Genomic DNA, 13,754 nt, shown 5'->3' with positions numbered 1-13,754 from the left:
CGGGCGCGCTTCACACCTGGGGCGGCACCACCAGCACCAAAATGATGATCCCGAGCGCCAGCACGCCCAGGCAGGCAACATCGACCAGGCGCGTGCGCACGCCCAGCAGCCCAACCCGTTCGTTCGGCAGGACCGCGCGCAGCACCGTGCCGAGGGCAAACGCGGCGCCGATGACGAAGGTGCCGCGCTTCCAGTGCCCCAAGCCCGCCCAGAGGACGCCGGAGGCCACGCCCACCAGCACGAGGGCAAGCGGCCACTGACCGACGATCTGAGCCCACCACGGGCGTGGCGGGCGGGGCCCCTGTTCGGGGCTCCACCCTGACGTCGGCCCGGTCACGACCGGGACGCCGCCAACGCCTCGGCGCGATCGACCACATTCGACAAGAGCATGGCGCGCGTCATGGGTCCCACCCCGCCCGGGTTCGGCGTCACCCAGGACGCCTTCTCCCACACGTCCGGGGCCAGGTCGCCGACGGTCTTGCCGTCCACCCGGCTCACGCCCACATCGACCAGCACCGCACCGGGCGCGATCATGTCGGCGGTGATCATTCCGGGCACCCCGGCAGCAGCTACCACGATGTCGGCCCGGCGCGTGTGGTCGGCGAGGTCTCGCGTCCCCGTGTGACACAGCGTGACGGTCGCGTTCTCGCTGCGCCGGGTCAAGATGAGGCCCAGCGGGCGCCCGACCGTGATGCCCCGGCCCACCACACACACCTCGGCTCCGGCCAGATCCACACCGTGGCGTCGCAGCAACTCCACGATGCCGCGCGGGGTGCAGGGCAGCGTCCCGGGCTCATTCAGCACGAGGCGTCCCAAATTGATGGGATGCAGCCCGTCGGCGTCCTTGTCGGGGTCGACCAGGCTCAACGCCCAGTTCTCGTCAAGGTGCCGTGGCAAGGGAAGCTGCACGATGTAGCCCGTGCAGGCCTCGTCGGCGTTCAGGTCGGTGATGGCGGCCTGGAGGGTCGCCGCGTCCGCGTCCGCGGGCAGGTCGACCCGGAGCGAGGCGATGCCCACCTCCTCGCAGTCCCGGTGCTTCATGCGCACGTAGTTCTGCGAGGCCGGATCCTCCCCCACCAGGACTGTCGCCAAACCAGGGACGACGCCACGGTCGCGCAGCGCCGCGACGCGGGCCGCGAGTTCGGATTTGATCGCCGCCGCCGCGACCTTGCCGTCGAGTCGTTGTGCCGTCATGAGAGCCCCTAGTGGAAGAAGTGACGCGTGCCGGTGAAGTACAACGCGACGCCCGCCTGCTTGCAGGCCTCGATCGTCTCGTCGTCGCGGATCGAGCCGCCCGGTTCGACGATCGCACGAACCCCGCCGTCCAGCAGGATCTGGGGGCCATCGGCGAAGGGGAAGAAGGCGTCCGAGGCGGCCACGCTTCCGGCGGCACGGTCCCCCGCGCGGTCCACGGCGAGGCGGCACGAGTCCACCCGGTTCACCTGACCCATGCCGATACCGACCGAGGCACCGTCATGAGCCAGCAGGATCGCGTTGCTCTTGACCGAACGGCACGCCGTCCAGGCAAAGGCGAGATCGGCCAGCGTGGCGGCGTCCACGGCCTCTCCTGCGGCCAGCGTCCACGTCGACGGATCATCACCCTCGGCGTCGACCCGGTCGGGAACCATGGCCAGCACTCCACCCGAGATCGGTCGCAGGGCGATCGCCTCATGCGTGTACGCGGGCGCCACCAGGATGCGCACGTTCTTCTTGCGCTCCAGCAGTTCCAGCGCCCCGTCCTCGTATCCGGGAGCCACAATCACCTCGGTGAAGATCTCGGCGACCTGCTGGGCCATCTCCAGGCTGACGGGCCGGTTGGTGGCGATCACCCCGCCGAACGCGCTCACCGGGTCGCAGGCATGGGCGAGGCGGTGGGCCTGGGCGATGTCGTCCCCCACGGCGATGCCGCACGGGTTGGCGTGCTTGATGATGGCGACGCAGGGCTGCTCGAAGTCGTAGGCGGCCCGGTAGGCGGCGTCAGCGTCGGTGTAGTTGTTGTAGCTCATCTCCTTGCCGTGCAGTTGCTGGGCCCCGGTGATGCCGGAGGCGCCCCCCGCGTCGGCGTACAGCGCGGCAGGCTGATGGCTGTTCTCGCCATAGCGCAGCGTGCCAACGCGCTCCCAGTCACGACCCAGCCATACGGGGAAGGTCTCCTGATCGGTCTGCTCGGTCAGCCAACTCGCCACGGCGGTGTCGTAGGAGGCCGTGTGCTGGAAGGCTTCCGCGGCCAGCACTCGCCGCTCCGCCTCGGTGAACCCGCCCGCCACCAGCGCCTCTTCCAAAGCCGGGTACTGGGCCGGGGAGGTGATGATCGCGACGCTGGGATGGTTCTTGGCGGCCGCCCGCACCATGGACGGACCGCCGATGTCGATCTGCTCAATGCAGGCATCAAAGTCGGCACCCGAGGCGACCGTCTGGGTAAAGGGGTACAGGTTGCTGACCACCAGATCGAACGGCTCGACGCCGAGTTCGGCCAACTGCGCCACATGGGACGCCTTGCGCCGGTCGGCGAGGATCCCTGCGTGGACGCGGGGGTGCAACGTCTTGACCCGCCCATCGAGGCACTCGGGGAATCCCGTGAGGTCGGCGACCTCCGTGACGGGAAGGCCCGCCTGCGCGAGCGCGGCGTAGGACCCGCCCGTCGAAACGAGGCTGACCCCGGCGTCGACCAAGGTCTTGCCGAGATCGACCAGGCCCGTCTTGTCGTAGACCGAAATCAAGGCGCGCTTGATGGGTGTGCGATCCATGCGTTGTCTCCTCCTAGTTGTCTTGGGCACCGGGCCCCTGCGCCGCAGCAGCAAGGGTGTTGAGGGTGTCCACCAGTAGCCGCCGTTCGGCGACCTTGATCCGCTCGTGCAAACTCTCTTCGGTGTCGCCGGGCTCGACGCGTACCGCCGCCTGATCGAGAATCCGCCCCGTGTCGACGCCGGCATCGACCTCGAACACCGTGCATCCGGTCACCGCGACGCCGTGCGCCAGCGCATCGGCCACACCATGCGCGCCCGGAAAACTTGGCAGCAGGGCCGGGTGCGTGTTGATCATGCGTCCGCCGAACCGCTTCAGGAATCCCTCGCCGACCAGCTTCATGAACCCGGCGCTGACGATCAGGTCCGGCTCGTAACCCGCGCAGGCGTCGGCCAGCGCCGCGTCCCACGCTGCCCGGTCGATCACCCCGTCGGCGTCTCGATAGTCAGGTAGGCGTACGACGAAGGTCGGGACGCCCGCGTGCGCGGCCCGCTCCAGGGCGGGGATGCCGGGCCGGTCCGCCCCGACGGCGACGACGCGACCATCGAGGGAACCCGTCACCTGGGCGTCCAGGAGGGATTGCAGCAGCGTCCCCGAGCCCGATGCCAGGACGAGGATCCGGTAGGTCATGGGACCCAGACTATCCAGCCTGCCCGTCACCCTCGCGCGCTGCCCGTACTCGACGCCACGCCACCACGATCAGTCCGCCGCAGGCCCCGGCCGCAGCCAGTGGCAGAGTGGCCAACCACCACAGGTCAGGAAAGCGCGGACCCAACCCGACCAGGGCTCGGGCGCCCAGGTCTCCGGTGGCGAACCACGACGCCACCGCCCACAGTGCCCCCGCAGCCAGGCCACTCGACGCACCACGCCAGGCCGCCTGCAGGAGAGTCGGTGTCGTCCGCCGCACCATCACCGCCCCGGCTGCGAGCCCGGCAAGGACGCCCACTGTCAGCCACGCCCAGTCCTGAGGCCCTGAGGTGGTGGGGAGCGCGCCGAACGCGGGGATCGCGGGCAACGTCCCGACCGTGGCGCGTCCGGGGGCCAGCAGCCCATCCGGGCCGAGCCGAATGCCAGCGCCGAGCACGAAGGACCCCGCCCACAACACGGCGGTCGGCGCGTAGGCCAGTTGCACCGCGATCAACACGGCGGCACCGACCCCGTTGGCGCCGAGGCTGTCGTGAAGGTGCTGGACCTGTGTCCAGTGAGAGACGAACGCCATGATCAGGGCGAGGGTTGCTCCGGCTGCGAGCATCGCCGTCCCGGCGCCCACCGCGCGCGGCAGGCGAGCCAGCCAGGCGGGGGTCAACTGCCACGGATCCAGTTCCAGACCCACCATGGCCCCGATGACAGAGCCAAGCAGTGACACTGCGAAGGCACCCGCGACGGCAGCCACCGCCTGCTCCGACGTCCCGACGATAGGTGACGCGATCACGGCGGCCACCGTGTACGTCGCCACGCAGACGCCGACGACGGCGGCCGCAGAGCGCCAGCGAAGGGTCAGCGCGATGTCGGGGGGCGCGACGACCTGCTCGGCGGCGTGCCGTGCCGCCGCCCCACAGGCGGCGATCGCGAGGAGCGTCATGCCCAGCGGAGGGAGGCCGATCATGACGCCCCCTAACTGCGCGGTCGCGCCATGGGCGGCGAGCCACATCTGACCAGTCGCGTCCACCACAGCCATGGCTGGCGTCCGCGCAGCGGCCACCCAGGCAGCCACCGGGAGCGCGGCGCTGATGATCCACACGGCGGCCGCTGCGGCCAGCGTCCACACCAGCGCGGCGACGGGCCAAGGAAGGTACGTCCACCGAGGCTTAGGCCGCAGGGCCGCGGCCTCCTCGGCCCTCGCCACGGTCAAGCTGACGTCGGTGCTGGGTTCTCCGGGCGTACGCATGGTGTGTCCCATGGTCCCCCTTGAGAGGGGTAACAATCGTCGGGACACGCCTCGGTTGGTAAAGTCGTTCACTGCATCAACAACGTCTGGAGGACGATGAGCGAGCAGGGCGAGAAACGAGCGCGGCGGGCTTTGCCCCCGCGCGACGACAACCCCGCGGATGCCCCCACCGCTCCCCCCGCTTCGGTGGGGCGTCGCGGTGTGGCCGCTTCACGTGGCCAACGCGCCGAGTCAGCGCCGGTTTCCCCTGCGGGCGGCGTCGCGGCTGGCGGGGGGCGAGGTCGGCGATTTGCCGACACCAACGACGCCCCCGCCTCGGGCCCGAGCCCTGAGGCGACAGGCTGGGGGCGTCGGCGTCTGCGGCTGGGAATCGTCACGGCCGTCGCCTTGGCCCTGGTCTTTGGTGGTGCCTGGGGTGCCCAGCGACTGGGAGTGTTCGACGCGGCCTCCTCGAGTTCCACCCCCAGCCCGGACGCCGCCCGCTTCGTCGCCGCGCCGGAAGATCTGAGTTCTCTCAACGCGCAGGCGCAGTGGCAGATCGCCACCGCGTCGAGCACCCTCGACGCGACCACCCCCCAAGCCAAGTGCCTCACCACCGCCACCGAGGGCGCCGAGCGGCCCAAGGACACCGTGGTGCGTACGTTCTCCGCAGGCGCCTCCGCCCCGGGAGCAGCCTTCTTCCAGGTCAACCATTACGAGACGAACGAAAGCGCGCATACCGCGTATGCCGCCTTCGTCACGCAACTGGCCAACTGTGATCGCACCACGGCCCTGGCCAAGCAGGGCCTCGCCGTTCAGGGGCTGGGAGATGAGGCCACCGGCCAGGTGCTCGAGGTCCAAGATGCGACCAACGAGTACCACACCATCGCGTTGACCCGGGTCGGGACGCGTGTCTCGGTGTTGGACGCGACCCAGGCCAAGTCCGCGGTGGCGGGCGAGGCCGTCGTCGCCACGCTCGCCACGGTCGGGCAGCGGCAGTGCACCGACGGTGGCACGTGCCCGGCTTCCCCCACTGCGAGCCAGACGATTCCCCTGGTGACGACCCCTGCGGGCTGGTTGGGAACGATCGACCTGCCGCGCATCAGCCCAGGTTCCGGGGCCTGGCGCGCAACCGATGTCGCCGATTCGGTCACCACCCCCGGCACCAAGTGTGAGGCCGTAGACCTGGGGAACTTCCCGTCGGCGACCACGCGACAGCAACGCACCTATCTGCTGCGCGACGACACCGCCGCCCCTCAAAGTTTCGGCGTCGATGAGGCCGTCTACACCTTCGCCAAGCCCGATGAGGCAGCCGCAGCGCTGGCGACCTTGAGCGGCAACATGGACGGCTGCGCCGCCCGCGCGGCTACCGCCCAGGTGACGCGGACCCGTGATCCCAGTGGATCCGGCGCCGCAGCGTCATGGGTGGTCGTTCAGCGCGTGGACCAGCAGTCAGCCACGGCGAAGTTCCGCAGCGCAGCCGTGGTGTCCGGAACCCGACTCATTTACCTGGTCGCCAACCCGAGCGACACCTTCGACTTCAGCGACGACGCCTGGCATGCGCTCACGATCCGTGCCAGCCAGCGGGTGCAGCAGGCGCCCTAGCGTTCAGCGCGAAAACACACAACGGCCCGCCTCGGTTTTCGAGGGCGGGCCGTTCTGTGTCGCGTTCAGCGTCGAGTGGCCATGACCTCACGGACGAGTTGCGCTGTCCCACTGGGGGTCCGACCGACCTTCACGCCGGCCTTTTCCAGGGCCGCCTTCTTGGCTTCCGCAGTGCCGGAACTACCCGAGACGATCGCTCCTGCGTGCCCCATGGTCTTCCCCTCCGGGGCGGTGAACCCTGCGACGTAGGCCACCACCGGCTTGGTCACGTGATCGCGGATGTAGTCGGCGGCGCGTTCCTCCGCGTCCCCGCCGATCTCACCGATCATGACGATGCAGTCGGTCTCGGGATCCTCCTCGAATGCCTTGAGGCAGTCGATGTGGGTCGTCCCGATGATCGGGTCGCCGCCGATGCCGACGGCAGTGCTGAACCCCAGATCCCCCAACTCGAACATCATCTGGTAGGTCAGCGTTCCCGACTTGGAGACCAGGCCGATGTGGCCCGACCGCGCGATGCTGGGGGGAATGATGCCGACGTTCGACCGTCCCGGAGAGATGATGCCGGGGCAGTTCGGCCCCAACAGCCGGACGCCCGCCTCCTGCGCCGCGGCGTAGGACCGTGCGGTGTCGGCGACGGGGATCCCTTCGGTGATCACCACGATGAGTTCGATGCCCGCCGCGATGGCGTCCAGCACGGCAGCCTTCGCGTGCGGCGGTGGCACGAAGATGACGGACACGTTGGCCCCGGTGGCATGAGCGGCTTCGGCGACGGTGTTGAAGACGGGGATCGGGTCTTCCTCGAAGGTCACCGATTGCCCGCCCTTACCGGGCGTGACCCCGGCCACGATCCGGGTACCGAACATCAGCATGCGGTTGGTGTGTTTACGCCCTTCGGTCCCGGTCATGCCCTGCACGATGACCTTGCTGCGATGGTCCAGCCAGATAGCCATGACTCACTTTCCTTCCATGGCCGCACTGGCCAACTGCGCGGCCGCAGCGGCCGCTTCGTCCATGGTCGCCACCTGCGTCACGAGTGGGTGCGCATACTCCGCCAGGATCGCGCGTCCGACATCGACGGCGTTGCCGTCCAGGCGCACCACGATGGGCTTGGACGCCCGGTTGCCCAATTGGGTGAGCGCCTCGCGGATGCCCTTGGCGACCTCGGAGCAGGCGGTGATCCCACCGAAGACGTTGACGAACACGACGCTGACCTGCGGGTCGGACAAGATGATGTCGAGGCCGTCGGCCATCACCTGCGCCGAGGCGCCGCCCCCAATGTCGAGGAAGTTCGCCGGACGCGGACGCCCAGGGACGTCCTCGCCCGCGTAGGCGACGACGTCGAGGGTGCTCATCACCAGACCCGCACCATTGCCGATGATCCCGACCTGGCCATCGAGTTTGACGTAGTTGAGGCCTTTGGCGCGGGCACGCAGTTCGAGCGGGTCGGCCTTGCTGTCATCGCGCAGCGCCCCCCACGAGGGGTGTCGGAAGTCGGCGTTCTCGTCCAAGGAGACTTTGCCGTCCAGGGCAACGATGCGCCCCTGCCGAGTCTTCACGAGGGGGTTCACCTCGACCAAGGTGGCATCCTCGGCGGCGTAGACACCACCCAGCAGGACGAGCACTCCAGCGACCTCGTCGGCGATGTCCTCCGGGAACCCGGCCTCGGCGACAATGGCCGCGGCAGCCTCCGCATCGAGGCCGGTGCGCGGATCGAGCGTGCGACGCACCAGCACTTCAGGGCGCTCCTCGGCCAGTTGTTCGATCTCCATGCCTCCCTCGACGCTGCACAGCGCCAGGTAGGTGCGCTGGGCGCGATCGAGCAGCATCGAGAAGTAGAACTCCTGCTCGATGTCGGCACCCTGGGCCACCATCACCGCCTCGACGGTGTGACCTTTGATGTCCATGCCGAGGATCTGGCTGGCTGCATCAGCCGCTTCTTGTGGGGTTCGGGCCAGCTTGACCCCACCGGCCTTGCCTCGTCCTCCCACTTTGACCTGGGCTTTGACCACGACGAGACCGCCGCCCAACTCGTGCGCAGCAGCGCTGGCTTCAGCGGGCGTTCGAGCGACGATGCCGCCGAGCACGGGCACCCCATGCGCCTCAAACAGGTCGCGCGCCTGGTATTCGTAAAGATCCATGCTCTCCGTCCTTGACAGCGTGCGGCGTCATTGCGGCACGTTCGGAGGTTACCGGTCCTACGCCGCGCGGCCAACGGCCCGACCGGGCCCGGTTTGCCAGACGTAGGGCCGGATGCCGCTGCCGCCGCGCCCCTCCCCGGAGGACGGCCTGCCCGATCCCACGGTGATGTGCTGGGAACAACCCCAGGCAACGCCTGAGAGGATTTCTGAGAAACCTTCAAGAACTGCTACCTTGGTGTGTGTTGTCCCGCGGGCATGTCCCCCGCAGGGGAACGTCGAAATCCTCAGGAAAGGCACCACGCGTGGCACGATCGCTCCCCGGCCCTTATCAGCCGCGTTGCGCCGTCGAAGATCCCGACGCAGCCTTCCTCGACAACGCTTCCCTCCCCCGCCGCAAAGCGGCACCGAATCGCTTCCTGCGCGGCGGCATCGCCGTCGGCGCGGCGAGCGTCGTCGGCTTGCTGGCCATCGTGACGCCGGGGGTCGCTACGAGCGCCATCGCCGCCAACAACGCGACCACGACGACGGACGGGGCCTCGGTGCGAAACGCCGACCGCGCGGGCACCCTGGACGCCTTCGAGGCACGCGAATCGAGTGTTGACCGCAGCGCGGTACGAGACGACACGGCCTCCGCCGTTGCTGAGCGGGCCACCTCGATGGAGTTGGTCGGCGAGAAGGTCGCCAAGACGCAGACCGAGGCGGCAGCGCAGGTCCGCAGCCAGTCTCTGAGCAGCACGACGACCAAGATCGATGCGGAGAACGTCCGCATCAAGTCGCAGGTCTTTTTCTGGCCCACCGAGGGCAGCATCGTTTCGCCGTGGGGCATGCGGATGCACCCGATCCTGCACTACATGCGCTTGCACGGTGGTGCCGACATCGGCGGCAACACGGGGGCTCCGATCTATGCCGTGGCCGACGGTGTCGTCACCAAGGCGGCGAGCGGCTACAACGGCGGTTCGGGCAACAACGTGCGTATCGATCACGGCGTGCTGGACGGCACCAATCTCGAGACCACCTACCTGCACATGAACTCGATCGACGTGGCGGTTGGCCAGAAGGTCAAGAAGGGCCAGCGCATCGGAACCGTCGGGAGCACCGGCCTTTCCACCGCCCCCCACCTGCACTTCTCGGTGTACGACAATGGCGAGAACGTCGATCCCGCCCCATGGCTCGCGAAGGGCCGCTGACCTACAGCTTCTCCATCGGTGCGTGCTTGACCGAGAGCTTCTTGGTCCCGGCCGACCCGAAATCGACGACGACCTTCAGGTTGTCCCCCGCCCCGGCTGTTTCGGTGACCGTGCCCATCCCGAAGGTGGTGTGCAGCACGCGATCCCCCACACTGAGCGCGGCGACCACCTTCGGCGCGGGCGTTGACGACCCGAACCCGACGGTCGACTTCCACGCTTGATCCGTCCGCCGACGAGCTTGGCTGGACCAAGAATCCACGCGCGTCCCGACGCGGCGCCAGTCCAGCAGGCGCGTGGGAATCTCCCCCACGAATCGGCTCTCCGGGTTGTATTGCGGTTGTCCCCACATGACGCGAACGGTCGCGCGGGTGAGGTACAAGCGTTCGCGGGCCCGCGTAATGCCCACGTAGGCGAGCCGTCGCTCTTCGGAGAGTTCCGCCGGATCGGTCATGGCGCGCATGTGCGGGAAGATGCCGTCTTCGAACCCCGTGAGGAACACGACGGGGAACTCCAGACCTTTGGCGGTGTGGAGCGTCATCAGCGTCACCACCCCGCGATCCTCCTGGTCGGCTTCGGGGATTTGATCGGAGTCGGCGACCAGCGCGATGCGCTCCAGGAAGGCAGCCAGCGAGTCATCAGGTTCGGGGAGCCCGGACGCCAAAGCACTGCCGTCAGCCTCCTCATCGAGGTTTTCCTCCGGGGGCAACAGGCCTGACGTTCCGGGTTCGATGTCCTCGGTGTGCGCGGCGGCCACGAACTCACCGGCGACGCTGACGAACTCGATGAGGTTTTCCAGGCGCGTCTGGTCCTGCGGATCCTTTGAGTCGGTCAACTCATCGAGGTAGCCCGATTCGTTGAGGATCGAGGCGAGCACCTGGTCCGCGCTCACCCCCTCCGCCACCATCTCCCGGTGCCCGGCCATCATCGTGGCGAAGGCCCGCAGTTGCTTGGCTGATCGGGGTGCCAGGCCGGCGATCTCGTCGATGCGATCCAGCGCGGCACCGAAGGGGATACGTTCGGCGGCCGCGAAGGAGTCCACCAGCGACTCGGCGCGATCGCCGATGCCACGCTTGGGAACGTTGAGGATGCGCCGGACGCTGACATCGTCGGCTGGGTTGGCGATCGCGCGGAGGTAGGCGATCGCGTCACGGATCTCCTTGCGCTCGTAGAATCGGACGCCGCCCACCACCTTGTAGGGCAGGCCCACGCGGATGAACACGTCTTCGAACGCTCGCGACTGCGCGTTGGTGCGGTAGAAGACCGCCATGTCGGAGTACCGCATTCCTGCGTCCACCAACCGGTCGATCTCCGAGGCGACGAACTGGGCTTCCTCGTGCTCGGTGTCGGCCACGTAACCGACGATGAGTTCGCCGTCGCCCGCGTCCGACCATAGCCGCTTCGCCGGACGCCCCTCGTTGCGCTCGATGACGGCGTTGGCCGCGGTCAGGATGGTCTGGGTGGAGCGGTAGTTCTGCTCCAGAAGAATGGTCGCCGCGCCGGGGAAGTCGGCCTCGAAGTCGAGAATGTTGCGGATCGTCGCCCCACGGAACGCGTAGATGGACTGGTCGGAGTCGCCGACCACCATCAGCTCCGGTGGCTCAACCTGGCCCTCTTCGCGTGGGCCATCTCCGCAGAGTTCTCGGATGAGGGCGTATTGGGCGTGGTTGGTGTCTTGGTACTCGTCCACCAGCACTTGGCGGAAGCGCCGCCGGTACTTTTCCCGGATGTCGGGGAACGCCTGCAGGAGGTGCACCGTGGTCATGATGAGGTCGTCGAAGTCCAGCGCGTTCGCGGCCACCAGGCGGCGCTGGTATTCGGCATACGCCTCAGCGTGAACCGCGTCCACCCCGGCGGCCTCGCGGGCAGCCGTCTCGTAGTCGACCAAATCGTTCTTCCAGTCTGAAACCGCGTTCATCACGGCCCGCACTGGGTAGCGCTTCGAATCCAGACCCAGGTCGCGGTGGACCAGCGACATGAGGCGTTTGGAATCGGTGTCGTCGTAGATCGAGAACGTCTTGGACAGGCCGAACCGGTCGATGTCGGTGCGCAGGATGCGTGCACAGGCCGAGTGGAAGGTGGAGACCCACATCAGCCGCGCCCGGTTCCCGACGAGTTCCTCGACCCGGTGCCGCATTTCGGCCGCGGCCTTGTTGGTGAACGTGATGGCCAGGATCGATCCCGGGTGGACGCCACGCTGACCGATGAGCCACGCGATGCGACGCGTCAGGACCCGCGTTTTGCCCGAGCCGGCCCCCGCGACCACCAGCAGCGGCGCCCCCTCGTGTTGGACGGCCTCGCGCTGGGGCGGGTTGAGCCCTTCGAGTAGTTCCTCGGGGCTCGCTCGACGAGCGGAGCCTTCGCTGCGGCGCGGCCGCTCCCCCTCCTGGGCAGCGGTCGGTACGGGCGTGTGACGCGGGGGTTGTGCATCGAACGTGAACAGGTTGGGCAGCTCAGTCATGACCGCCCAAGGTTACCCTCCCCGCCTCATTGTCTGCTGGCCCAGCCCCCCGTGACACCCCATCCCCTACAGTGGCGTCATGGTGTGGGGACGGGTGCAGACCGCCGTGAAGGTCGGCGCGGGCGCCCTAGCCCTGGCGCAGGTGGCAACGATCGGCGCGCTGATGGTCGTGGATCGCCGCCGCAAACGACAGCGCGGGCACGTGAAGTTCCCCAGCAAGCGGCCTGCCCCCCTGTGGGCGGGCGAGGACGAGCTGACGGTCTACACGCGGGGCCGGGATCTGTTCGACGACATGATCGCGACGATCGACGCGGCCCAGCACACCATCTTCTTGGAGACCTACATCTGGAAGGGCGACCGGGTCGGACGCCGTTTCAAGCAGGCCCTCGCCGACGCGGCAGAGCGTGGGGTGCAGGTGCATGTGGTCTATGACGTGTTCGCCAACCTGGTCGTGCCTCAGACGTTCTTCCGGTTCGATCCGCGCATCCACGTGTTGCGGCATTGGCCCTGGACGGGGGCGCGTGGCCCGCTCTCTTTCCGCAGCCCAGGTCTCAACCATCGCAAGCTCCTCGTGGTCGATGGCATCACCGCCTTCGTGGGGGGATACAACATCGGCTCGCTGTATGCGACGCGCTGGCGCGACACCCACCTGCGTATCCGAGGCACGGCGGCACTGGATGTTGCCAACGCTTTCGTGGACTACTGGAACATGGCCAGGCGGGGCCAGCGCGCCCTGCCTCAGCCCACCAACCGGCCTTGGGAGTCCCCGGTGCGCGTCACGCGCAACGTCCCCAGCATTGGGGTCTATCCGATCCGCTACACCTATCTTGAGGCGATCGATCGCGCTCAGGAGCGCATCTGGCTGACGCACGCATACCTGATCCCCGATGACGATCTGATCTTCGCGCTGCTGGAGGCGGCCGACCGCGGCGTCGACGTCCGCATCATCGTGCCGGCCGAGTCGAACCACATCGTGGCCGACTGGCTCTCGCGCGGCTTCTATGCGACGTTCCTGCGCCGCGGGGTGCGGCTCTTCCTCTACAAGGACGCCATGGTCCACGCCAAGACCGCCACCGCGGACGGCCAATGGTCCACCATCGGTACTGCGAACCTGGATCGGTTGAGCCTGACGGGCAACTACGAGATCAACGCCGAGGTTCTCGACGCCGATGTGGCCCGTGAGATGGAGGGCATCTTCTTGATGGACGCCTCCAATTGCGTCGAGTTGACGCTGCAACAGTGGCAGTCGCGCTCGCTGGCGATGAAGCTGAGCGAGGCGATCTTGTCTCCGCTGCGTCACATTCTGTGACGGGGAGCGTTCAGCCTCGCGTCACGGCTTTCGCCCTGCGCGGCTGGGCCCGCCGACGCTGCGGGGCAACCCCCGGTTTCTCCCTGGTCTTGGCGGACAGGCCACTGATTAGTCCCCCCACTCCCGCTACGTGGCTAGCGGGCCAAAGGCCCGCGCTCCTATGATCGGGCACATGGGAACAATCATCGCTTACATCGTCATCGGCCTTCTGGGCGGCGCGATCGCCAAGGCCATCATGCCCGGCGAACAGGGTGGCGGCTGGCTGGCCACCATGGTGCTGGGAATCCTGGGCGCCCTCGTGGGCGGCTTCCTCGGCGGCGCGCTCTTGGGCGTCAGCTACAACTCGATCTTCTCCTTCCAGGGGCTGATCACCTCCATCATCGGCGCCTTGATCGTCTTGGCCGTGTGGGGTTTTGTGGCCAAGCGTCGCTCCTAACCCTCAACG

At 68.1% G+C, this 13,754-nt stretch carries 12 protein-coding genes; 4 read left to right on the top strand and 8 right to left on the bottom strand.

The window, feature by feature from the left end; genetic code table 11:
• Positions 1 to 10: 10 nt before the first annotated feature.
• Genes C1706_RS08505 through C1706_RS08485 form a run of 5 tightly spaced genes read right to left on the bottom strand, consistent with a single transcriptional unit; the run spans position 11 to position 4,633 of the window.
• A complete protein-coding gene (locus C1706_RS08505; RefSeq protein WP_164987491.1) occupies positions 11 to 337 on the bottom strand; it encodes a DUF3017 domain-containing protein in 327 nt (108 codons plus the stop codon).
• A complete protein-coding gene (locus C1706_RS08500; protein ID WP_129458817.1) occupies positions 334 to 1,194 on the bottom strand; it encodes a bifunctional methylenetetrahydrofolate dehydrogenase/methenyltetrahydrofolate cyclohydrolase in 861 nt (286 codons plus the stop codon). Before C1706_RS08500 ends, C1706_RS08505 begins: the two co-directional genes overlap by 4 nt.
• Positions 1,195 to 1,202: 8 nt before the next feature.
• Positions 1,203 to 2,747, bottom strand: a complete 1,545-nt coding sequence (purH, locus tag C1706_RS08495) for a bifunctional phosphoribosylaminoimidazolecarboxamide formyltransferase/IMP cyclohydrolase (RefSeq protein WP_129458816.1) — start codon at positions 2,745 to 2,747, stop codon at positions 1,203 to 1,205.
• A gap of 13 nt (positions 2,748 to 2,760) precedes the next feature.
• The gene (gene purN, locus C1706_RS08490) at positions 2,761 to 3,375 is read right to left on the bottom strand and encodes a phosphoribosylglycinamide formyltransferase (protein WP_129458815.1); all 615 of its coding nucleotides are present in this window, start codon (positions 3,373 to 3,375) and stop codon (positions 2,761 to 2,763) included.
• Positions 3,376 to 3,385: 10 nt separating this feature from the next.
• Positions 3,386 to 4,633 (bottom strand): cell division protein PerM, encoded by a 1,248-nt coding sequence (locus C1706_RS08485; RefSeq protein WP_129458814.1) that lies wholly within the window; start codon positions 4,631 to 4,633, stop codon positions 3,386 to 3,388.
• A gap of 96 nt (positions 4,634 to 4,729) precedes the next feature.
• Here C1706_RS08485 and C1706_RS08480 point away from each other — a divergent pair, with 96 nt between their 5' ends.
• Positions 4,730 to 6,217 (top strand): hypothetical protein, encoded by a 1,488-nt coding sequence (locus C1706_RS08480; RefSeq protein ID WP_129458813.1) that lies wholly within the window; start codon positions 4,730 to 4,732, stop codon positions 6,215 to 6,217.
• Positions 6,218 to 6,282: 65 nt separating this feature from the next.
• Here the strand turns inward: C1706_RS08480 and sucD are convergent, their stop codons facing one another.
• Positions 6,283 to 7,167, bottom strand: a complete 885-nt coding sequence (gene sucD, locus C1706_RS08475; protein WP_129458812.1) for a succinate--CoA ligase subunit alpha — start codon at positions 7,165 to 7,167, stop codon at positions 6,283 to 6,285.
• A gap of 3 nt (positions 7,168 to 7,170) precedes the next feature.
• On the bottom strand, positions 7,171 to 8,355 hold the full coding sequence (gene sucC, locus C1706_RS08470; RefSeq protein WP_129458811.1) for an ADP-forming succinate--CoA ligase subunit beta: 1,185 nt from the start codon (positions 8,353 to 8,355) through the stop codon (positions 7,171 to 7,173).
• A gap of 302 nt (positions 8,356 to 8,657) precedes the next feature.
• Here sucC and C1706_RS14780 point away from each other — a divergent pair, with 302 nt between their 5' ends.
• Positions 8,658 to 9,542, top strand: coding sequence for a M23 family metallopeptidase (locus C1706_RS14780; RefSeq protein ID WP_129458810.1), 885 nt, complete (start codon positions 8,658 to 8,660; stop codon positions 9,540 to 9,542).
• 1 nt (position 9,543) lies between these two features.
• Here the strand turns inward: C1706_RS14780 and C1706_RS08460 are convergent, their stop codons facing one another.
• Positions 9,544 to 12,000, bottom strand: coding sequence for a UvrD-helicase domain-containing protein (locus C1706_RS08460; RefSeq protein WP_129458809.1), 2,457 nt, complete (start codon positions 11,998 to 12,000; stop codon positions 9,544 to 9,546).
• A 79-nt stretch (positions 12,001 to 12,079) separates the two neighbouring features.
• On the opposite strand from C1706_RS08460, the gene C1706_RS08455 reads away from it, so the two are divergent.
• Together C1706_RS08455 and C1706_RS08450 are read left to right on the top strand one after the other, a co-directional pair.
• The gene (locus C1706_RS08455; RefSeq protein ID WP_129458808.1) at positions 12,080 to 13,309 is read left to right on the top strand and encodes a phospholipase D-like domain-containing protein; all 1,230 of its coding nucleotides are present in this window, start codon (positions 12,080 to 12,082) and stop codon (positions 13,307 to 13,309) included.
• A gap of 172 nt (positions 13,310 to 13,481) precedes the next feature.
• A complete protein-coding gene (locus tag C1706_RS08450) occupies positions 13,482 to 13,745 on the top strand; it encodes a GlsB/YeaQ/YmgE family stress response membrane protein (protein ID WP_129458807.1) in 264 nt (87 codons plus the stop codon).
• The last annotated feature ends 9 nt before the right edge of the window (positions 13,746 to 13,754 follow it).

It is taken from the genome of Propioniciclava flava (genome assembly GCF_004126535.1).
Classification (GTDB): Bacteria; Actinomycetota; Actinomycetes; order Propionibacteriales; family Propionibacteriaceae; genus Propioniciclava; species Propioniciclava flava.
The sequence above is the reverse complement of the archived record's forward strand: the minus strand, read 5'-3'. Positions and strand labels throughout refer to the sequence as shown.

Excerpts from the sequence above, each read along its gene's own strand:
- purH (WP_129458816.1), bottom strand. The coding sequence starts at position 2,747 with ATGGATCGCACACCCATCAAGCGCGCCTTGATTTCGGTCTACGACAAG.
- sucC (WP_129458811.1), bottom strand. The coding sequence starts at position 8,355 with ATGGATCTTTACGAATACCAGGCGCGCGACCTGTTTGAGGCGCATGGG.
- C1706_RS08480 (WP_129458813.1), top strand. The coding sequence starts at position 4,730 with ATGAGCGAGCAGGGCGAGAAACGAGCGCGGCGGGCTTTGCCCCCGCGC.
- purN (WP_129458815.1), bottom strand. The coding sequence starts at position 3,375 with ATGACCTACCGGATCCTCGTCCTGGCATCGGGCTCGGGGACGCTGCTG.
- C1706_RS08460 (WP_129458809.1), bottom strand. The coding sequence starts at position 12,000 with ATGACTGAGCTGCCCAACCTGTTCACGTTCGATGCACAACCCCCGCGT.
- C1706_RS08455 (WP_129458808.1), top strand. The coding sequence starts at position 12,080 with ATGGTGTGGGGACGGGTGCAGACCGCCGTGAAGGTCGGCGCGGGCGCC.
- sucD (WP_129458812.1), bottom strand. The coding sequence starts at position 7,167 with ATGGCTATCTGGCTGGACCATCGCAGCAAGGTCATCGTGCAGGGCATG.
- C1706_RS08500 (WP_129458817.1), bottom strand. The coding sequence starts at position 1,194 with ATGACGGCACAACGACTCGACGGCAAGGTCGCGGCGGCGGCGATCAAA.
- C1706_RS08450 (WP_129458807.1), top strand. The coding sequence starts at position 13,482 with ATGGGAACAATCATCGCTTACATCGTCATCGGCCTTCTGGGCGGCGCG.
- C1706_RS08485 (WP_129458814.1), bottom strand. The coding sequence starts at position 4,633 with ATGCGTACGCCCGGAGAACCCAGCACCGACGTCAGCTTGACCGTGGCG.